Annotated in this window: 19 protein-coding genes, 1 tRNA gene and 1 pseudogene; 5 read left to right on the top strand and 16 right to left on the bottom strand. The window is 58.1% G+C overall.

Annotation, left to right across the window (positions count from 1 at the left end; genetic code table 11):
- Positions 1-10: 10 nt before the first annotated feature.
- Positions 11-388: a DUF6896 domain-containing protein gene (locus LOY55_RS08750; RefSeq protein WP_223522480.1), complete on the top strand. Its 378-nt coding sequence runs from the start codon at positions 11-13 to the stop codon at positions 386-388.
- Positions 389-967: 579 nt separating this feature from the next.
- On the opposite strand, the gene LOY55_RS08740 is transcribed toward LOY55_RS08750, so the two are convergent.
- The 9 genes and pseudogenes from LOY55_RS08740 to LOY55_RS08700 all read right to left on the bottom strand — a co-directional run bounded on the left by LOY55_RS08740 (position 968) and on the right by LOY55_RS08700 (position 5,609).
- Positions 968-1,180: a hypothetical protein gene (locus LOY55_RS08740; RefSeq protein ID WP_046027074.1), complete on the bottom strand. Its 213-nt coding sequence runs from the start codon at positions 1,178-1,180 to the stop codon at positions 968-970.
- Positions 1,181-1,285: 105 nt separating this feature from the next.
- Positions 1,286-1,471, bottom strand: coding sequence for a hypothetical protein (locus LOY55_RS08735; protein WP_046027075.1), 186 nt, complete (start codon positions 1,469-1,471; stop codon positions 1,286-1,288).
- A 123-nt stretch (positions 1,472-1,594) separates the two neighbouring features.
- On the bottom strand, positions 1,595-2,062 hold the full coding sequence (locus LOY55_RS08730) for a glycine zipper domain-containing protein (RefSeq protein WP_177412238.1): 468 nt from the start codon (positions 2,060-2,062) through the stop codon (positions 1,595-1,597).
- A 112-nt stretch (positions 2,063-2,174) separates the two neighbouring features.
- Positions 2,175-2,546 carry a bacteriocin gene (locus LOY55_RS08725; protein WP_046027077.1) on the bottom strand — a complete coding sequence of 124 codons (372 nt, stop codon included), beginning with the start codon at positions 2,544-2,546 and terminating at the stop codon, positions 2,175-2,177.
- A gap of 333 nt (positions 2,547-2,879) precedes the next feature.
- Positions 2,880-3,068, bottom strand: coding sequence for a hypothetical protein (locus LOY55_RS08720; protein WP_046027150.1), 189 nt, complete (start codon positions 3,066-3,068; stop codon positions 2,880-2,882).
- A gap of 144 nt (positions 3,069-3,212) precedes the next feature.
- Positions 3,213-3,533 (bottom strand): YbjQ family protein, encoded by a 321-nt coding sequence (locus LOY55_RS08715; RefSeq protein ID WP_046027078.1) that lies wholly within the window; start codon positions 3,531-3,533, stop codon positions 3,213-3,215.
- A 27-nt stretch (positions 3,534-3,560) separates the two neighbouring features.
- Positions 3,561-4,835, bottom strand: coding sequence for a serine hydrolase (locus tag LOY55_RS08710; RefSeq protein ID WP_263295500.1), 1,275 nt, complete (start codon positions 4,833-4,835; stop codon positions 3,561-3,563).
- A 174-nt stretch (positions 4,836-5,009) separates the two neighbouring features.
- Positions 5,010-5,213 (bottom strand): annotated as a pseudogene (locus LOY55_RS31005) (hypothetical protein).
- A 306-nt stretch (positions 5,214-5,519) separates the two neighbouring features.
- Positions 5,520-5,609 (bottom strand) — tRNA-Ser (locus tag LOY55_RS08700).
- A gap of 308 nt (positions 5,610-5,917) precedes the next feature.
- Here LOY55_RS08700 and LOY55_RS08695 point away from each other — a divergent pair.
- From LOY55_RS08695 to LOY55_RS08685, 3 genes are all read left to right on the top strand, one after another.
- Entirely contained in the window at positions 5,918-6,607 is a 690-nt protein-coding gene (locus LOY55_RS08695; protein ID WP_046027080.1) for a crotonase/enoyl-CoA hydratase family protein, read from the top strand.
- A 215-nt stretch (positions 6,608-6,822) separates the two neighbouring features.
- Positions 6,823-7,545 carry a 1-acyl-sn-glycerol-3-phosphate acyltransferase gene (locus LOY55_RS08690; protein WP_109788204.1) on the top strand — a complete coding sequence of 241 codons (723 nt, stop codon included), beginning with the start codon at positions 6,823-6,825 and terminating at the stop codon, positions 7,543-7,545.
- Positions 7,546-7,692: 147 nt separating this feature from the next.
- Positions 7,693-8,664 carry a magnesium and cobalt transport protein CorA gene (locus tag LOY55_RS08685; protein WP_258667875.1) on the top strand — a complete coding sequence of 324 codons (972 nt, stop codon included), beginning with the start codon at positions 7,693-7,695 and terminating at the stop codon, positions 8,662-8,664.
- An 83-nt stretch (positions 8,665-8,747) separates the two neighbouring features.
- Here the strand turns inward: LOY55_RS08685 and LOY55_RS08680 are convergent, their stop codons facing one another.
- The 3 genes from LOY55_RS08680 to LOY55_RS08670 all read right to left on the bottom strand — a co-directional run bounded on the left by LOY55_RS08680 (position 8,748) and on the right by LOY55_RS08670 (position 12,944).
- Positions 8,748-9,470 (bottom strand): amidotransferase, encoded by a 723-nt coding sequence (locus tag LOY55_RS08680; protein WP_109788203.1) that lies wholly within the window; start codon positions 9,468-9,470, stop codon positions 8,748-8,750.
- A gap of 95 nt (positions 9,471-9,565) precedes the next feature.
- A complete protein-coding gene (locus LOY55_RS08675; protein WP_223522483.1) occupies positions 9,566-11,710 on the bottom strand; it encodes a 3-hydroxyacyl-CoA dehydrogenase NAD-binding domain-containing protein in 2,145 nt (714 codons plus the stop codon).
- 28 nt (positions 11,711-11,738) lie between these two features.
- Entirely contained in the window at positions 11,739-12,944 is a 1,206-nt protein-coding gene (locus LOY55_RS08670; protein WP_046027085.1) for an acetyl-CoA C-acetyltransferase, read from the bottom strand.
- 580 nt (positions 12,945-13,524) lie between these two features.
- On the opposite strand from LOY55_RS08670, the gene LOY55_RS08665 reads away from it, so the two are divergent.
- Positions 13,525-14,346 (top strand): cytochrome c, encoded by an 822-nt coding sequence (locus tag LOY55_RS08665; protein WP_223522484.1) that lies wholly within the window; start codon positions 13,525-13,527, stop codon positions 14,344-14,346.
- Positions 14,347-14,468: 122 nt separating this feature from the next.
- Here LOY55_RS08665 and LOY55_RS08660 read toward each other — a convergent pair whose 3' ends face one another.
- The 4 genes from LOY55_RS08660 to LOY55_RS08645 all read right to left on the bottom strand — a co-directional run bounded on the left by LOY55_RS08660 (position 14,469) and on the right by LOY55_RS08645 (position 18,386).
- The gene (locus LOY55_RS08660) at positions 14,469-15,278 is read right to left on the bottom strand and encodes a transglutaminase family protein (RefSeq protein ID WP_046027087.1); all 810 of its coding nucleotides are present in this window, start codon (positions 15,276-15,278) and stop codon (positions 14,469-14,471) included.
- Positions 15,275-16,225, bottom strand: a complete 951-nt coding sequence (locus LOY55_RS08655; protein ID WP_046027088.1) for an alpha-E domain-containing protein — start codon at positions 16,223-16,225, stop codon at positions 15,275-15,277. The genes LOY55_RS08660 and LOY55_RS08655 overlap by 4 nt, the downstream gene beginning before the upstream one ends.
- Before the next feature lie 12 nt (positions 16,226-16,237).
- A complete protein-coding gene (locus LOY55_RS08650) occupies positions 16,238-17,647 on the bottom strand; it encodes a circularly permuted type 2 ATP-grasp protein (RefSeq protein ID WP_077430604.1) in 1,410 nt (469 codons plus the stop codon).
- Between the two features lie 397 nt (positions 17,648-18,044).
- The gene (locus LOY55_RS08645; RefSeq protein ID WP_027922513.1) at positions 18,045-18,386 is read right to left on the bottom strand and encodes a ribonuclease E inhibitor RraB; all 342 of its coding nucleotides are present in this window, start codon (positions 18,384-18,386) and stop codon (positions 18,045-18,047) included.
- Positions 18,387-18,563: the final 177 nt, after the last annotated feature.

Raw genomic sequence — 18,563 nt, 5'->3', positions numbered from 1 at the left:
ATCGAAGAGAATGAGTCATAGAAACGACAGTCTCGAACAACTTGTATCCGATTTTCTTTCGATGGTGGATAAAGCCACCGACCTGCTCGAAGAAAAATTTGGCACCAGATGCATCCTAAGGTTATGGCGCGCCAATAAAATCGAACAATGCGGTGTAATCGTTGGCGACATAACGTACGAGTTACACGCCGTTGGATGTGCTGTTTACTTCCCCGACTTGTGCATTGATTTTGATTATGGACCAGAGGGAAGGACAGACTGCTTCGATGCTTTGAGACTTTATATGTTTGCTTGCGAGTCGCCGGAGAAGTTCAAAAAATATACTGACAAAAAACAAATCAAGGCCGAATTCGAAGAATATCTAACTATGGGTGAACTTTCCCGGTGAAGTGTATTGTTTAAAGTCCCCCAAAATAAGCAACAAAATCCACTAACTGGGGAATTGCCAATCGAATTGACCCCTAGCATGGGGTGCTAGGGGTCAGGTACTTCAACTACCCGAACCACTCGTTCCACCCCCAGCACCACCTGTTCCTCCACCTGCACTCCCAGAACTTCCACCTACCCCACTTCCACTCATCCCGGAGCTACCAGATCCTCCAGACCCACTCCCTCCACCCTTCCCCATCGAACCTCCACCACTCGCCGCCCCACTTCCCGCCCCCGGGGACGTACTACTTCCATTGGCATCCCCACCATTCCCACTATTAATAGAGCCAGGCGGCAGTGCGTTACCATCCGCAGAATTCGCATTCATTTCAGTGGACGGAGGCATCCCGCCTTTATCCACAGGAGCATCGTTCCCGTAAGACTGGGCAAACGCGGTCAGCGAGCTGACTGACAACAGCCCTGCAATGGCCAAGGCCGCAAACTTTGAACCGATCATGATGCGTCTCCTTAAAAACGTGCATACCTGATCTGGCAGCAGTCATTTTTCAAAGGTGCCGCACAATCGACGAGCGGCTTTTCAGCTCGGTTCACCCGAGTAATCATCACCGGCAATGTCCGGATCTTCAGGATCAGCCTCGACATCACCGCGCTTCACATCATCAGCGGGCACTTGTTCCACCGCTGTATCGTCATCCGGCGGACGTTGATCGCGACTCAGCGAGTCGGTCGGCGAAGGCAGCGGATACTCTGGAGTGTCATCAATGTCGGGGTTTTTCGGATCAGCGTTCATAAGCACCTCTCGAAGGACCTGAAGAGCAGGTCCTGATATTTCGAGGTGGCAGGTTATGCATGGGTTCGATGAAAGAGACGTTCGGTCAACGAGACCGCACAAAGATCAATCTTCGTCGTCTTCATACTCGTCTTCGTACTCAAGATTTCCCACATCACCCGCGTCATCGGAATCATTGAGCGGCACCGTGGCGTCGTCAATCAATGAACCTGGATCTTCATTGCCGGGATCATTGATGAACGGAAGCCCACTCGGGCCTTTTTGTTCTTTGCCTTCGGTTTCCGGCGTCATGGCGGGCCTCGCAATTATTGGGGGGTGTATAAAGTTCGAGAGTAGCTGCCGCCATTCGTTCCGGCTTGCCAGGCACAGATACGAAAAGCCCGGCGCTAGGCCGGGCTTCTACTCGTTGGCGAGTTAGTGATGCTTGTTTTTGTGCTTATGCTTGTGTCCGTTACCGGAATGGGAGCTGCCATGATTATCGTCGTCGCCCAGGTTGTTACCGACGGCACCACCCGCGGCACCACCCAGGCCAGCACCGATGGTCGAACCGGTAGAGCCGCCGAGGCTGTTGCCAACCACCGAGCCGCCTGCTGCGCCCAAGCCGCCGCCAATGGCCGCCTCATTGCGATTGCCTTTTTCCGCCCCGACCGCGCTCCCTGCCGCGCCGCCGACACCGGCGCCGATGGCCGCTCCCGTGCTGCCGCCCAATTGTCCGCCGACGACATTACCCAACGCCCCGCCCAGGCCGCCGCCCACCGCAGCGGTGCCGTCGTTGGCCGCCATTGCACCTTGAGCCGCCAACAGTCCCACCACAAACACGGACAGCGCCAAACGTCGAGCGTTGATGCTTGTACACTTTTTGCCATTGTTAACCGGGGTCATGGGAAGCCTCGTATTCTTCTGGGGTATATGAGCTTCGAGGCTTTGTTTAAAGAATCGTTCATAAACGAAAAAGCCCGGCATTTAGCCGGGCTCTTCAATGGGCCGATCAGGATCAGTGACGCTTGTGACCTTTGGCCATGTTGCTGCCTACGCCGCCGCCCAGTGCACCACCCAAACCTGCGCCGATGGTAGAACCGGTCTTGCCACCCAGGCTGTTGCCGATCACTGAACCACCCGCTGCACCCACACCGCCACCAATGGCGGCTGAAGTGCGGCTGCCTTTGCGTGCGGTAGCAGCACTGCCGGCCGCGCCCGCTACGCCAGCACCAATCGCTGCGCCGGTGCTGCCGCCCATGCTTTGGCCGACCACATTACCCAGCGCGCCACCCAGACCACCGCCGATTGCGGCGGTGCCATCGCTGGCAGCCATCGCACCTTGAGCAACCAGAAGCCCAAGAACCAGGGAAGGCAGTGTTAAACGCATGACGAAACCTCAAAAATAGGGGAAAAAAGAAAGCCGGGGATTAAATGCTGTCACGCAGTAAACGTCCACACAAAAACCACCGCACCGCTCAATCAGCGACGGTTGGACAGCTTTTATGGGAAAGGTTTTATGACAGGCAAAAAAAAGCCCGCTGGGGAACGGGCCAGGTACTGCTTTCTAACGGATGGTTTGAGCCTACGGAGGTGGCTGTGAAAAGTATGTGAAAAAGTAAACGGCATCATTACCGAACGTCGGCACTTCAGGTTTCAACCGGTAATCGAGATTTCACACATGAAAAACCCCGCTCGATGGCGGGGTCTGTCCAGTTAACGATTACTTCCTGGAAGGCGCCGCCACTCTCGGCAGAAATTTGGCCTTCGGCCCTCTGGGCGTCGTCGATTTCACTTTGCTGGTCTGGATCGGGTCTTCCCCAAAGCCCGCCACATACTCTGTCTGGCCGCATTTAACGCAATTGTTGATCGGAAATTCAGCCCCGTCGTCTTCGATATACGGATCAGCCATACCTCTTCCCCTCTCAAATGGATCGACACCGGCAAAGCCCTTTGCCTGAAAAATATCGATCACCAAGGGTTTTGAGACTAGTCGGTCATTACCGGACTTGGAATTCAGATTTCCGCGTGCCCGACGAATGGCCCACGTTTCACCTCATCTCAGTTTCACCGCCGTCCCTGTCACAAACACCACCACCATCCCGCCCTTGCCTGCCGGCATGCTGATCTCAAAATCAAGCCCCACCACCGCGTCCGCCTGAAGTGCTCGCGCCCGCTCCTTGATTTCGTCGGTCGCCTGAATCCGCGCTTCCTTCAACGCTCGCTCCAACGTCTGGGAACGCCCACCAAAAAAATCCCGCATCCCGGCAAACATGTCGCGAACAACGTTTATGCCCTGCACCGACTCGGCGCTGACGATGTCCAGGTAAGCGGTGATCTGGCGGCCTTCGATGGCGTGAGTTGTGGTGGTGATCATAGGAATTCCTTCTTAATAAACAGCGAATCAAGGCAACTTGGACAAATACGCAGCCAACGCATCAAACGCCGGCAACGTCACCGGATCATTCGCCGAGTTACTGGCAACCGGGTGCGAGGCATAACGAACAATCACCATCTCGGCTTTCGGATCAACATAAATGCGCTGGCCATGAACACCGCGCGCCATGAATGCCCCGCCCTCCTTGTCCGTCACCCACCACATCGAGCGATAACTCCAGCCCTTCAACAAGTCATAGCCGGCCTTGGCAAAAACCTGTTTGTCGCCGCCACGGCGAATGTCGTCCACCACCGCTTTGGGCACGATCTGCTGGCCATTGAACAGCCCATCATTGCGCAACATCTCGCCAAATCGGGCGAGGTCTCGCAAGCCAGTATTCAATCCACCACCGGCAAACGGCGTGCCGATAGAGTCCACCGTGAAATAGGCATCCTGCTCGGCGCCCAGTCGACTCCAGATGCGCTCCGACAACAACTGCGCCACGTTGCGGCCGGTCGCTCGGGCGATGATCCAGCCCAATACGTCGGTGTTGACGGTCTTGTAGCCAAACGCACTGCCGTGTTCGCCTTGCAGTTGAACGGTCTGCAAAAACTCGTAGTAACTTCGCGGCCCGGTGTAGTCCTTTGGCTTGGGCAAGGGGCTACCCGCTTTTGCGTGAGCCCATACTTCTGCGTTTGGGTCGGCATAGTCTTCGCTGTATTTCAGAGCCGTTGTCATATCGAGGACCTGACGTACCGTGGCGCTGCCAAACGCGGAAGCTGCCAACTCGGGAACGTATTCGACAACAGGCTTGTTCGCGTCGATTCGCCCTTCGGCGACCAACATCGCGCCCAATGTGCCAACTACGGACTTGGTCACCGACATCGCCGCGTGCTGACCTTCGGGTTTCAGCACGCCGAAGTAACGCTCGTACACAACCTTGCCGCGATGCATCACCACAATTCCATCGGTGTAAGTGGCCGCCAGGGATTGATCCCAGGTCATCGGCTTTTTAGCGCCGAGCGGCGTGAAGCTGATGGCGTCGATATCGTTGCGCAACAAGGACGCCAATGGCACAGGGGCGCCGAGACCTCGTGAGACGTTGATCGTAGGCATGAGTTGCCGGAAGTTCGAGACGCTCCAGCGCATCGCCGGGAACTGGAAATAGCTGCCGTCTTCGAAGCGTACGGTGCGATCAGCAGGGGGTGGCGAGCCGACCATCCAGCCGAGTTTAGCGGGGTCGCTGGCTTCGGCGTCCGGGAATGTTGTTGCGGTGGCGAGTGATGACAGAGTGCACGCCAACACGGCGGCAATAGATATGACCTAGCGGCGGTAAGTGGCGCGTGGGCGGGACATGGTGTCGATTCCGTTCGAGGGGTTCGGGCAGTCTAACAGGTGGGTGACGAGGCTGAAGACCAGGCTTTTCGAGGCGCCAAATGAAATCAACTATCCAAGCCCATTGAAAAAAATCAGAGGCTAAAGAAGCTTAATCAACACCGCCGTGACGGTTGCCACCGCCCCAATCATCCCGATGGCGATCGCCACCGGGCATCAAAAGGTTTCACGGGTCATCTTGCCGGCTTCGGTATTCAACTTGCTCGCCTCGGCATTCAGCTTGCGCTGCTCAGCAAGCAGCTTGATGATTTCAACGTGGAGCTTTTCGAGCTCGGCCTGTTTCATGGTCATTTCCTGCATAAAGCGCGTCAGTCCATTCCAGGGAAATGGGGCGCCCCTGAGGTGTGCTGCCCTTTTTTTCATCTTGAACCCTAAGGCCCAAAGCGAACAACCCGTCCCGAGATGGGCTATGTGGAGCGCATTTCCCGTGGAAGCACCTAACCTGCTAGCTTTCCAGCGTTACGCCCCACACGCCCAAGACTCGTCCTACATAAAACTCGGAAACTACAGCGTCGTTCACAAACTCCAGACACCAGAAACCACAAAACCCCTGACTTCTTTCGAAATCAGGGGTTTTGGTTACATCGAATTTGGCGGTGAAGGAGAGATTCGAACTCTCGATACAATTTCTTGTATACACACTTTCCAGGCGTGCTCCTTAAGCCACTCGGACACTTCACCGTATCTCGTCAAACATGTTCTGTCTGTCGAGGCGCGCTAATGTAGTCGAAACCTTTTCCGATGGCAAACTTTTTTTGCAGAATTTTCATGCGCTTAGCGTTTTAGTCGTTCCGGCGGGTTCCGGGCCATGGCAAACCTGCCAATCTCTGGCTTCGCCCTCCCTTCTATATAGAGAGGAATACGCGACGGGTGTGGCCGGCTACGCTTGCCCGGCGGGGAAAGGGTGACTGGCGGGTCAGTCACGGCGCTTTACCTGGCCTGCCGTGGTGGGTAACGTCTGCCCCAACTTTCATACAAGGAATAGCGTCATGAGTGAGTTGATTTCCTACCATCTCGAAGACGGTATCGCGACCCTGACCTTGAGCAATGGCAAGGTCAATGCCATCTCTCCGGACGTGATTGCTGCGTTTAATGCTGCGCTGGATCAGGCCGTGACTGATCGTGCGGTGGTGATCATTACCGGTACGCCCGGGATTCTGTCGGGTGGTTATGACTTGAAGGTGATGACGTCCGGCCCTAAAGAAGCCGTGGCGTTGGTCACGGCCGGTTCGACACTGGCCCGTCGCCTGCTGTCGCACCCGTTCCCGGTGATCGTCGCGTGCCCTGGGCATGCTGTGGCCAAGGGCGCGTTCCTGCTGTTGTCGGCGGATTACCGCATCGGTGTCGATGGCCCGTTCAGCATTGGCCTGAACGAAGTGCAGATCGGCATGACCATGCACCACGCCGGTATCGAGATCGCCCGTGATCGCCTGCGCAAGTCGGCGTTCCACCGTTCCGTGATCAATGGCGAGATGTTTAACCCGCAGAGCGCTGTCGATGCCGGTTTCCTCGACGCGGTGGTGTCGGCCGAAGAGCTGCAAGGCGCAGCGTTGGCGGCGGCTCGTCAGCTGAAGAAGATCAACATGACCGCGCACAAGAACACCAAGTTGAAAGTGCGCAAGGCGTTGCTGGAGACGCTGGACAACGCGATCATCCTGGATCAGGAGCATTTGGGTTAAGCCCAAAACTCGCTGCACCGAAAAGCCCGACCGTCGTGTCGGGCTTTTTCTTACACATCGCGATGAAAGGTCTGTAACCGCTCTAGTATGCGACTGACCAACAAGTCGGAAACATGCGCACAAATATCGCCTATCTCCCCCTTCTATAGCGGCAATTGCCGAAAACAGTGCACATCCGTACACTGCGCCACCTTTTGTCCCGGTGGGGCCTGTAAATGCTGTTTGTGTTTCGTATGTTCTTGATGGGCCTGCACTTTATTCTGGCCGGAGTGCTTGGGGTGTTTCTGGGCCTGTGTCGCCCGTTCAACCCGGACAACAGCCGTTTGTGCGCACGCCTGTATGCGTGGCCGGCGATGTGCATTTTGCGTTTACGGGTGAAGGCTGACGTCGGGCCATTGATGGATAAACCCGAGAGCTGCGTGATTATTGCCAATCACCAGTCCAACTACGACCTGTTCGTATTCGGCAACGTGGTGCCCCGCCGCACCGTGTGCATCGGCAAGAAAAGCCTCAAGTGGGTGCCGCTGTTCGGGCAGTTGTTCTGGCTGGCCGGGAACGTGTTGATCGACCGCGGCAATGCGCACAAGGCGCGCCAGTCAATGTTGACCACCACGCACACCTTGCAGCATGAAGACACGTCTATCTGGGTGTTCCCGGAAGGCACGCGCAACCTTGGCGAAGAGCTGCTGCCATTCAAGAAAGGCGCGTTCCAGATGGCGATTGCTGCCGGCGTGCCGATCGTGCCGGTGTGTGTCAGCAGTTACGTCAAACACATGCGATTGAACCGCTGGCGCAGTGGGAAGATTCTGATTCGTTCGTTGCCGGCAATTCCGACGGTGGGGTTGAGCCTGGACGATATGCCCATGCTAATGGACCAGTGCCGCGAACAGATGCGCGAGTGCATCGCTTCGATGGATCGGCAACTGCAAGCCGCGTAAAAAGAAACCCGCCTGGTGCGGGTTTTCTTTTGCCTGCGAACTTTCGCCTGCGAACGATGCAGAGTTTGCTCACTCTCAAGCAGTAGACAAGGCTAAGCTGAAGATTGCCTGCCACTGCCACCTGCTAAAAAGAAGTGAACTTGAATCATGGGTAGAGTTGTTGCTGCTGCGGTTTACAGCGCCGGTAAGAAAGTCACCAATATCACCTTGGATGAAGGCGCAGCCTGGGCCGCAAAGCCCGGCCATTTTGTCTGGATCGGCCTCGAAGAGCCAGACGCCCAGGAACTGGCCAACCTGCAACGCCAGTTCAACCTGCATGAACTGGCCATCGAAGACGCCCTGGAAAAACACAGCCGACCGAAGCTCGAAACCTTCGGCGATGCACTGTTCATCGTCACCTACTCGCCGATTCGCAAGGAAGGCAAACTCGAATTCATCGAGACGCATATCTTTGCCGGCAACGGTTACATCATTACCGCACGCAATGGTCACTCCGCGTCCTACGCCTATGTCCGACAGCGTTGTGAGGCGCGTCCGTTATTGCTTGAGCACGGGGAAGATTTCGTCCTCTATGCCCTCCTCGATTTCGTGATTGAAAACTACCAGCCGATGGGCGAAGCGATTCATGCCGAGATTGATGAGCTGGAGCGCAACGTGTTGTGCAGCGCGCTGAATGAACATGACATCCAGAAGCTTCATGGCCTGCGCCGGGACGTCTTGCGCCTGCGTCGTTATGCGGCGCCGATGGTGGAGATCGGTGAAGAGCTGCAGAAGCTGAGCTTTCCGTTTATCGACAAGAACATGCGCCCCTACTTCCGCGATGTGCAGATCCACGTCACACGACAGATGGAAGACCTGACGACTTTGGCCGACATCGCCAGCCAGACGATCGAAATTGGCGTGCTGCTGGAGGCTTCACGTCAGAGCGTGGTGCAGCGCAAGTTTGCAGCGTGGGCGGCGATTCTGGCGTTTCCGACGGCAGTGGCCGGGATTTACGGGATGAACTTCCAGAACATGCCGGAGCTGGCGTGGCAATACGGGTACTTCGGGGTACTGGGGGTTATTGCCGTGGGGTGTACGGGTTTATGGGCGAGTTTCAAGAAGTCGGGGTGGCTTTAGTCAATACCGAGTCGTCTGTGACAATCGCGAGCAGGCTCGCTCCCACAGGAAATCAGCATTGTGGGAGCTGGCATGTGTTGGCATTAAACCGTTTCTGGCTTGTGCGCCACAAACCGCATCATCCACTCCGCCACCGTAGCGCCATGATGCTCATGCTCAAGGCTGGCTACACCTTTGGAGTAGATTTGCTCGCCCAGTGCTTGCTGGCGGATTTCCAGCAGCGCTCGTGAGTAATCGTGAATGAATTCCGGATGCCCCTGGAAACAAAGCACCTGATCGTTGATGTGGTAAGCCGCATACGGGCAGAAATCGCTCGAGGCGATGACTGTGGCGTTTTTCGGTAGCGTCGTCACTTGATCCTGGTGGCTGATCAGCAAGGTCAACTCTTCCCTGACCGGGCTCATCCACGGTGCTTTCGCCGCCAGTTTGTAACTGTGGGTGCCGACGCCCCAGCCTTGGCTGGCACGTTCGCTTTTGCCGCCCAGCAACAACGCCAGCAACTGGTGGCCGAAACACACGCCCAGCAGTTTGTCGCCGCGCTCGTAACGGGTCAGCAGGTACGCCTTGAGGGTTTCGATCCACGGGTCGGTGCCGAAAGAGTCGGCCTTGCTGCCGGTGACCAGATAAGCGTCGAAGATCAGATCATCGCTGGGGTATTCGCCCTGCATCACGTTGTAGACCGTGAACTCGGCCGCGATAGGCTGCTGCGAAAACAGGTGTTTGAACATCTGCCCGTAGCCCTGATATTGGTCGACCAATTCTGGACGCAGGATGTCGGTTTCCAAAATGCAGATGCGTAACGACATAAAAAATACCTGACACGTGATGGGAATAATGCACACCCCAGAGCCTGCCTCGAAACACTGTTCCAAGGCAAGCCCCGCGAGGCGTCATCGGTCCCTTAAAACGCCTCCCCTTTAGCGGCTTTATCCAGCAACAAGGCCGGTGGATTGAAACGCTCGCCATACTGCCCAGCCAGGTATTGGGCTCGGGCGACGAAGTCTTTCACCCCGTACTGATTGATGAATTGCAGCGCGCCCCCCGTCCACGCCGCGAAACCGATGCCGAAGATCGAGCCGATGTTGGCGTCTGCGGTCGACATCAGCACGCCCTCCTCCACGCAGCGCACGGTTTCCAGGGCTTGCACGAACAACAGGCGATCACGCACATCCTTGGGCGATATCTGCCTGTCTGGCTGCTCGAAACGGCTTTTCAGCTCGGGCCACAGATGTTTCTGGCCAGCGGCCGGGTAATCGTAGAAACCGCCTCCTGCCGCTTTGCCGGGCCGTTTGTATTCGTTGAGCAGCAAGTCAATCACGGCAAAGGCCGGGTGCTCAATCAGCGGTTTCCCTTCGGCTTGCAGGTCTTTGGCCGTTTGCTGGCGGATATGGCTCATGAGGCTGAGGGAAACTTCGTCAGAGATCGCCAGTGGTCCGATGGGCATGCCGGCCTTGCGGGCTTCGGTTTCAATCATCGGTGCACTGACGCCTTCGCCGAGCATGGCGATGCCTTCGTTGGTGAAGGTGCCGAACACCCGCGAAGTAAAGAAACCGCGACTGTCGTTGACCACAATCGGAGTTTTCTTGATTTGCAGGACGAAATCGAACCCGCGAGCCAGGGTTTCGTCGCTGGTGTTCGCGCCTTTGATGATTTCTACCAGCGGCATTTTCTCTACGGGGCTGAAGAAATGCAGGCCGATGAACTTGGTCTGATCCGGTACAGCCGTGGCCAGGCCGCTGATCGGCAAGGTCGAAGTATTGGAGGCGATCACCGCCGCCGGGCCGACGACTTTTTGCGCAGCCGAGGACACTTTGGCCTTGAGCTCGCGGTCTTCGAATACCGCCTCGATGATCAGGTCGCAACCGGTCAGGTCAGCATCGCTTTCAGTGGTCACGATCCGCGCCAGAATCGCCTCGCGCTGCTCGGGGAGTAGCTGGCCCCGCGCGACTTTTTTGTCCAGCAGCGCCGCCGAATGGGCCTTGCCCTTCTCGGCTGCCGCGAGGTTGATGTCCTTGAGCACCACTTCAATGCCCGCCGATGCGCTGACAAATGCAATGCCGGCGCCCATCATCCCGGCACCGAGCACGCCGACTTTTTGCGTCACATAAGGGGCAAAACCCTGTGGCCGCGAACCGCCGGCGTTGATTTCGTTGAGCTGGAACCAGAACGTGCCGATCAGGTTTTTAGAGATTTGACCGGTGGTCAATTCGGTGAAATAGCGGGTTTCGATCAGGTGCGCGGTGTCGAAGTCCACCTGAGCACCTTCAACGGCTGCGCAGAGAATTTTCTCCGGCGCCGGCATGCAGCCTTGGGTTTTACTGCGCAGGATCGACGGCGCGATGGCGAGCATCTGCGCGACTTTCGGGCTGGACGGTGTGCCACCGGGGATCTGATAGCCCTTCACGTCCCAGCGTTGTACCGCCGTCGGATTGGCCAGAATCCAGGCCCGTGCCTTGCTGAGCAGCTCGCCAGAATCTTTCGCCAACTCGTCAATCAAACCCGCTTGCAATGCCTGTTGTGGCCGGACTTTTTTGCCCTCCAGCAAGTAGGGCAATGCTTTCTCAATACCCAGCATCCGCACCATGCGCACCACCCCGCCGCCGCCCGGCAACAGACCCAGCGTGACCTCCGGCAAGCCAAGTTGTACGGACGGATTGTCCAGCGCCACGCGGTGGTGGCACGCCAGGCAGATTTCCCAGCCGCCGCCCAATGCTGCGCCGTTGATCGCCGCCACCACCGGTTTGCCGAGGGTTTCCAGGGTGCGCAATTGACCTTTGAGGGTCAGCACCATGTCGTAGAACGCTTTGGCTTCGGGTTTGCCGACCTTGATCAGTTCATTGAGGTCGCCACCGGCGAAGAACGTCTTCTTCGCCGAGGTGATGATGACCCCGGCAATGCTGTCTTTTTCAGCGACCAGGCGAGCGACGGAGGCCTCCATGGCTTCGCGGTAGACCGCGTTCATGGTGTTGGCGCTCTGGCCCGGCATGTCGATGGTCAGGACGACAATCTGGTCCTGACCCTTTTCGTAACGAATGGCTTCAGTCATGAACATGTTTCCTTGGAAGTCGGGGGGCTCAGAGGCGTTCGATGATGGTGGCGATGCCCATGCCGCCGCCGACACATAGCGTCGCGAGGCCATAGCGCAGGCGCCGGGTTTCCAGCTCATCGAGCAGCGTGCCGAGAATCGCGCACCCCGTGGCGCCCAGCGGGTGGCCCATGGCGATGGAACCGCCGTTGACGTTGACCTTGTCCGGGTCGATGGCCATGTCCTTGATGAACTTGAGCACTACCGAGGCAAACGCCTCGTTGACCTCGAACAGGTCAATGTCTTCGACCCGCAGGCCGGCCTTGGCCAGTGCTTTGCGGGTAGCCGGCGCCGGGCCGGTGAGCATGATGGTCGGGTCGGTGCTGGTGACCGCCGTGGCGACGATCCGTGCCCGCGGCTGCAAGCCCAGCGCCCGGCCCTTGGCTTCGGAACCGATCAGCATCAGCGCCGCACCATCGACGATCCCGGAACTGTTGCCGGGCGTGTGTACGTGATTGATCCGTTCGACGTGGCTGTAGACGCGCAACGCCGTGGCGTCGAAGCCCATTTGCCCCATCATTTCGAAACTCGGCTTGAGCTTGCCCAGGCCTTCCAGCGTGGAATCGGCCCGAATGAATTCATCGTGATCGAGCAGGATGATGCCGTTCTGATCCTGCACCGGTACCAGTGACTTGTTGAACGAACCATTCGCCCGCGCCCGCGCGGCTTTCTGCTGCGAGTGCAGCGCGTAGGCATCGACGTCCTGGCGGCTGAAACCTTCAAGGGTGGCGATCAGGTCAGCGCCGACACCCTGCGGGGTGAAATGGCTGTGCAGGTTGGTTTCCGGGTCCAGCGCCCAGGCCCCACCGTCGCTGCCCATCGGCACGCGAGACATCGACTCGACGCCACCGACCACCACCAGATCTTCGAAACCGGAGCGCACCTTCATCGCGCCAAGGTTCACCGCCTCCAGCCCCGAAGCGCAAAAGCGGTTGATCTGCACGCCCGAGACGCTGACGTCCCAATCCGCCACTTGGGTCGCGGTCTTGGCGATATCGGAGCCTTGATCGCCAACCGGCGTCACGCAGCCAAGCACGACGTCATCGACCTGGCTGGTGTCGAGCGAAGTACGCTGCTGCAACGCCGTCAGCAACCCGGCCACCAGATTGACCGGTTTGACGCTGTACAAGGCGCCATCGGCTTTGCCTTTACCACGGGGCGTGCGTAATGCGTCGAAAATCAAAGCGTGGGTCATGACGTCCTCGAACCTGGGCAGTGGGTAAATGCGAGTTCTTACCTTATGCCGAGCCGCTGCGGATTCAATGACCGCAGCGCTCATCGACGTTGACGCACACGCTCAGACGGACGGTAGTGAACTACCGAATTAACCGATTCAGGAGACGGAGCTGTCTAGCAAACGGGCGCCCAAGAAGCTGGCAATAGGCCTCATGCCTTTTTAAGAGCTTTTAATGGCATCTCCATACGAAATGGATCTAAACCGCGGCTGACGCGGGCTCTAAGGTGAAGTGTACGAAGTTGTCGTCGGGTTTTGCCGAGGCGCTCGTCTGACAGGAAGTGCAACGCTCTGCCGTCATGGAGATATGCAGGCAGGCATCAGGAAATAACAAAAAAGGCGGTCAAGCCATGTTCAAACATTCGAAAGTACGTCAAGCCGGGCTCATTCTTTTCGCCACTACGCTGTTGTTGATTTTGCCGAACCTGACCAAGGTGATTGGCTGACTCAAGCGCCAAGAATTTATCGCCATCTTAAAATTGTGACCGGCTCGCTACCCGGGCCAGCGTGGGTGTGCCAACCTTTATGGCACTTGCACGACATGGACGGCGATCTATTGAAAACGCTCACACTGCTCGGGGCCTTGCTGCTCAGCACGCCTCTGTTTGCCGCACAGCTGAACCTTGAGCTGGGCGCGAACAGCCGCACCTGGCAAACCGGGGAACTGCTCAAGCACCCTAAAATCCAGACCCTTCACATTGCCGACGACGTTTCCTACAAACGCGAGATGAACTATCAAGCCGTGCCGCTGGCGGCGTTGTTGACCGGCATCAAGCCTGATGACCACCTGCAAGCCGTGGCGCTGGATGGGTTTGCCGCCGAGCTGGCCGCCGCCCCGTTGCTCAACACTCAGGGCGCGCAGGCGTGGCTGGCGATTGAAGACCCGGCCAAACCATGGCCGGCATTGTCTGAAGGCAAACCGGGTGCCGGGCCGTTTTATCTGGTCTGGACGAATCCGCAAGCCGGCAACATCAGCCCGGAGCAATGGCCGTTCCAGGTCGCCAGCATCAAGCGCCTGGCGCCGGTGGCGGAACGCTTCCCTGCCCTGCTGCCTGATCCCGGGTTAAAAGCCGATGATCCGGTCAATCAAGGTTTTGCACTGTTTCAGAAAAATTGCCTGGCCTGCCATCGACTGAACGGTGCCGGGGATGCGCAGTTCGGGCCAGATCTGAATATTCCGTACAACCCGACCGAGTATTTTGGAGCGGATTTCCTGAAGCGGTATATCCGTGATCCGCAGAGCTTGCGCCAGTGGCCGCAGGCGAAGATGCCGGGGTTTTCCGCGCAGGTATTGCCGGATGGGGATCTGGAGAAGTTGGTGGGGTATTTGAAGCACATGGTCGGGCGCAAGGTTAAACCGTAACCGATCGTTCCCACGCTCCGCGTGGGAATGCCTCAATGGACGCTCTGCGTCCGCTTCGGTGGGACGCGGAGCGTCCCGGGCTGCATTCCCACGCAGAGCGTGGGAATGATCAGCGTGCAGGTTTATTGCTGCTGGACAGAGATAACCGGCATCGGTGTCGGCGACACAAACACTTTCGCATGCATCTGTTCACACCCGCCGCCCCGGCGCATCCCGCGCACCGGGCAGGCATCCAGATAATCCAGGCCTACCGCCAGTTTCAAGTGACGTTCCGGCCGGGCCAATTCGTTGGTCACGTCGAAGCTGTACCAGGCGTCATCCAGCCAGGCTTCCGCCCAGGCGTGACTGGCCAGGTGTTCGCTGTTCTCGCTGTACAGATAACCCGAGACATAACGCGACGGAATGCCCAGGCTACGCGCGCAGGCGAGAAACGCATGGGTGTGGTCCTGACAGACGCCGGAGCGCCCGGCGAAGGCCTGAGCCGCACTGGTGTCGACTTCGGTTGAGCCCGGCGTGTAGGTCATGTGCTGGTTCAAGCCATGCATCAAGTCGATCAGCGCCGTGCGATCCCGGCGTGTTTTGCACTCTTTTTGCGCGAATGCGCGCAAGGCTTCGTCGGGCTCGGTCAGGCGGGTAAAACGCAGGAACGGCAGCGCCGATTGGCTCTCATGCTCGGCTTCACTCAGTTCGTCGATGTCCACCTGGCCACGGGCGCCGATGATGATCGCCTCGTGCGGCTCGTCCATGGTCAGCACGTGCAGGATGTTGCCGAACGGATCGAGTTGCGCGCGCACCGGGCGCGGCAGGTCGAGTTGCCAACTGAGCACGTGCTGGCGCTCGCTGTCGTGGGGTGTCAGTCGCAGGTACTGGATGCTCGCCCGCACCTGATCTTCATAGTGATAGGTGGTTTCGTGGCTAATGGAAAGTCTCATGCAGCCTCCAGGTAAGAACTGTGAATGGCGTTGCCCAACTGGCGCACCAGCGGGATGAATTCGGTCAGCCAGGCGTGCAGGCCTTCGTCGAGAATTTCGTTGATACCGGTGTAGCGCAGGCGCGCGTCGATTTCGGCGGCCAGACGCTGTGCGGGACGGCCATTGGCTCCCGGCAGACTGGCAAGGATCTGGTCGATTTCTTCGGTGCAGGCGCGCAGCGAACGCGGTACATCCGCCCGCAGTAACAGCAACTCAGCCACATGCCGGGCACCGGGCGCGTCGCGGTAGATCTCGGTGTACGCCTCGAACGATGACAGCGCCCGCAGCAAGGCACTCCACTGGTAATAGGCGTGCGCCGTGCCGTCACTGACGGCTTCGGCCTGATCGCCGGCCATTTCGTAGCGAGCGTCGAGCAGGCGCAGCGTGTTGTCCGCCCTTTCGATAAACGTCCCCAGGCGAATGAAGCGGAACGCATCGTTACGCATGATGGTGCCGTAGGAAGCACCGCGAAACAGATGGGAACGCTCCTTGATCCACTCGCAAAAGCGACTCATGCCGTAGCGACTCAAGCCCTGCTCGGCAATCCCGCGAATTTCCAGCCAGGTGGCGTTGATGTTTTCCCACATGTCGGCGGTGATTCGCCCACGCACCGCATGGGCACTGGCCCGCGCCGCGCCGAGACAGCTGTAGATGCTGGCCGGGTTGGCGGCGTCGAGGGCGAAGAAGTGCAGCAACCGTTCGGCATGCAACTCACCATGGCGCTCCAGGTAATCGTCCAGGGTGCCGGTGATCAGCAACGGCATGGCGAGTTCGTGCAGGCCGTTGCCGCGACCATCCTGCGGCATCAGCGACAGCGAATAACTGATGTCGAGCATCCGTGCGAGGTTTTCCGCCCGCTCCAGGTAACGCGACATCCAATACAGATCCGAGGCAGTTCTACTTAACATGGCAGGCTTCCTTCAATCCTCGACCACCCAGGTGTCCTTGGTTCCGCCACCCTGGGAGGAATTCACCACCAGAGAGCCTTCACGCAGGGCGACACGGGTCAAACCGCCGGGCACGACCCGGGTTTCGCGGCCAGACAAAACAAACGGACGCAGGTCGATATGGCGTGGCGCAATGCCGTTTTCGACAAAGGTCGGACAGGTCGACAGGGACAACGTCGGTTGCGCGATGTAGGCGTGCGGCTTGGCTTTGATCCGCTCTCGGAACGACTCGATTTCCGCCGTCGTCGCCGCCGGCCCCACCAGCATTCCGTAACCGCCCGAGCCCTGGGTTTCCTTGACCACCAGATCCGGAAGATTGGCCAGTACGTGGGACAGCTCAGACGGGTTGCGGCACTGGAACGTCGGTACGTTCTTCAGGATCGGTTCTTCGTCGAGGTAGAAACGGATCATGTCGGTGACAAACGGATACACCGACTTGTCGTCCGCAACGCCCGTACCGATGGCGTTCGCCAGCACGACATTGCCGGAGCGGTACGACGACAGCAGCCCCGGAACGCCCAGCATCGAGTCCGGATTGAAGGCCAACGGGTCGAGGAACGCATCGTCGAGGCGACGGTAGATCACGTCGACGGCTTTCGGGCCGTCCGTGGTACGCATGAATACTTTGTCGTCACGCACAAACAGGTCCGCACCTTCCACCAGTTCAACCCCCATCTCCCGAGCCAGAAAGGCATGCTCGAAAAAGGCGCTGTTGAAACGACCCGGCGTCAGCACCACCACGCTCGGATTGTCGATCGGGCTGGAGCTTTTCAGCGTGTCCAGAAGCAGATTCGGATAGTGATCGATGGGCGCGATGCGTTGTGCCGCGAAGAGTTCGGGGAACAGCCGCATCATCATCTTGCGGTCTTCGAGCATGTAGCTCACGCCGCTGGGTGTGCGCAGGTTGTCTTCGAGCACGTAATACGTGCCGTCACCGTCGCGCACCAGATCGACGCCAGAGATGTGCGAATAGATATCGCGATGCAGGTCCAGCCCCTGCATCGCCAACTGGTATTGCTCGTTGGCCAGCACTTGCTCGGCCGGAATGATGCCGGCCTTGATGATGCGCTGCTCGTGATAGAGGTCGGCAAGGAACATGTTCAATGCCTTGACCCGCTGAATGCAGCCGCGCTCGACGACCCGCCATTCGCTGGCAGGGATGCTGCGGGGGATCGTGTCGAAGGGAATCAGGCGCTCTGTCCCCTGCTCGTCCCCGTAGAGCGTGAAGGTAATCCCGGCGCGATGAAATAACAGATCGGCCTCGCGTCGCCGTTGTGCCAAAAGCTCGTCAGGCGTTTCGGCCAGCCAACGGGCAAACTCCCGATAATGCGGGCGGACCTGGCCGCCGGCATCGTACATTTCATCAAAATAGGTGCGGATCATGCCGTACTCCTTGTCACCCGGACATCCAGACCTTCGCAAGGCCCGTGCCAGCGGCATAAACGCTTTGATATCAATCAGTTGGATTTTCACACCGCCAATACCGCACCAATCCTGTGCAGCAAACGCCCCAACCTGATTGCCCCCGCTTCATTGCAAGGCGACGTTGTCGCCTATCACCAGCATAGTCAGAGTTGATTTCACTGCCCGGTTTCGGCCCGGGATAATCCGCGCATTCGCTGGAAAAACAGCCCGAACTTCCCTTTAGCCGCCTGCTCAGGCGGTTTTTTTTTGCCTCGGATTCTTGTTTCAGGGTTTTGCCAGCAGCGGTTTACTGCGCCCATAAACCAAAACGGCCAACCCGAAGGTCAGCCGTTAGTGCGTGTCACTGTTCATAGGATTATGCGAGTAGCCCTCGTACCTCCTGCTTGACGCCCCATCCTTCAATGATGCCGCCCAGAGGCTCGACCACCGCCTCGAAACCTTGCTCGAAATCGCCGATGTCATCATAAGTGGCGTACATGACCTTGCTCAGTTCGAGTGCCCATGCGCCATCGTCGCGCACACTGATTTGCGCATTCAGCGATTCGCCACGGTAATGACCTGCTGCTCTGCGGGCCCGCTCCTCGTCGGGAAAAATGGCGTAGAACTCGATGGGGTGGAATCTTGAAAAGTCGAAACCGCCTTCTTTCATGCGGCGCAGTACCGAGCTGCTGATGTCTTCTTGATAGGCTGTGCTCATGAAACGTCCCCCTCATAGTGATGGATAGACTTTCCGTATTCCCGGCACACGCAACCGAATGGTGCGTGCGATGCGGCAACCTCGTTGCCGGTGGGAAGCAAGCATGTAGCTGACAAGACCAGACCTTAGCGATCCATTCGCTGATCTCGATTGCAGAGTAGCCTCAAGAGAGAGCCG

Source organism: Pseudomonas sp. B21-040, from assembly GCF_024748695.1.
In the GTDB taxonomy this organism is placed as follows: domain Bacteria; phylum Pseudomonadota; class Gammaproteobacteria; order Pseudomonadales; family Pseudomonadaceae; genus Aquipseudomonas.
The sequence above is the reverse complement of the archived record's forward strand: the minus strand, read 5'-3'. Positions and strand labels throughout refer to the sequence as shown.

Excerpts from the sequence above, each read along its gene's own strand:
- LOY55_RS08750 (WP_223522480.1), top strand. The coding sequence starts at position 11 with ATGAGTCATAGAAACGACAGTCTCGAACAACTTGTATCCGATTTTCTT.
- LOY55_RS08740 (WP_046027074.1), bottom strand. The coding sequence starts at position 1,180 with ATGAACGCTGATCCGAAAAACCCCGACATTGATGACACTCCAGAGTAT.
- LOY55_RS08735 (WP_046027075.1), bottom strand. The coding sequence starts at position 1,471 with ATGACGCCGGAAACCGAAGGCAAAGAACAAAAAGGCCCGAGTGGGCTT.
- LOY55_RS08730 (WP_177412238.1), bottom strand. The coding sequence starts at position 2,062 with ATGACCCCGGTTAACAATGGCAAAAAGTGTACAAGCATCAACGCTCGA.
- LOY55_RS08725 (WP_046027077.1), bottom strand. The coding sequence starts at position 2,546 with ATGCGTTTAACACTGCCTTCCCTGGTTCTTGGGCTTCTGGTTGCTCAA.
- LOY55_RS08720 (WP_046027150.1), bottom strand. The coding sequence starts at position 3,068 with ATGGCTGATCCGTATATCGAAGACGACGGGGCTGAATTTCCGATCAAC.
- LOY55_RS08715 (WP_046027078.1), bottom strand. The coding sequence starts at position 3,533 with ATGATCACCACCACAACTCACGCCATCGAAGGCCGCCAGATCACCGCT.
- LOY55_RS08695 (WP_046027080.1), top strand. The coding sequence starts at position 5,918 with ATGAGTGAGTTGATTTCCTACCATCTCGAAGACGGTATCGCGACCCTG.
- LOY55_RS08690 (WP_109788204.1), top strand. The coding sequence starts at position 6,823 with ATGCTGTTTGTGTTTCGTATGTTCTTGATGGGCCTGCACTTTATTCTG.
- LOY55_RS08685 (WP_258667875.1), top strand. The coding sequence starts at position 7,693 with ATGGGTAGAGTTGTTGCTGCTGCGGTTTACAGCGCCGGTAAGAAAGTC.
- LOY55_RS08680 (WP_109788203.1), bottom strand. The coding sequence starts at position 9,470 with ATGTCGTTACGCATCTGCATTTTGGAAACCGACATCCTGCGTCCAGAA.
- LOY55_RS08675 (WP_223522483.1), bottom strand. The coding sequence starts at position 11,710 with ATGACTGAAGCCATTCGTTACGAAAAGGGTCAGGACCAGATTGTCGTC.
- LOY55_RS08670 (WP_046027085.1), bottom strand. The coding sequence starts at position 12,944 with ATGACCCACGCTTTGATTTTCGACGCATTACGCACGCCCCGTGGTAAA.
- LOY55_RS08665 (WP_223522484.1), top strand. The coding sequence starts at position 13,525 with ATGGACGGCGATCTATTGAAAACGCTCACACTGCTCGGGGCCTTGCTG.
- LOY55_RS08660 (WP_046027087.1), bottom strand. The coding sequence starts at position 15,278 with ATGAGACTTTCCATTAGCCACGAAACCACCTATCACTATGAAGATCAG.
- LOY55_RS08655 (WP_046027088.1), bottom strand. The coding sequence starts at position 16,225 with ATGTTAAGTAGAACTGCCTCGGATCTGTATTGGATGTCGCGTTACCTG.
- LOY55_RS08650 (WP_077430604.1), bottom strand. The coding sequence starts at position 17,647 with ATGATCCGCACCTATTTTGATGAAATGTACGATGCCGGCGGCCAGGTC.
- LOY55_RS08645 (WP_027922513.1), bottom strand. The coding sequence starts at position 18,386 with ATGAGCACAGCCTATCAAGAAGACATCAGCAGCTCGGTACTGCGCCGC.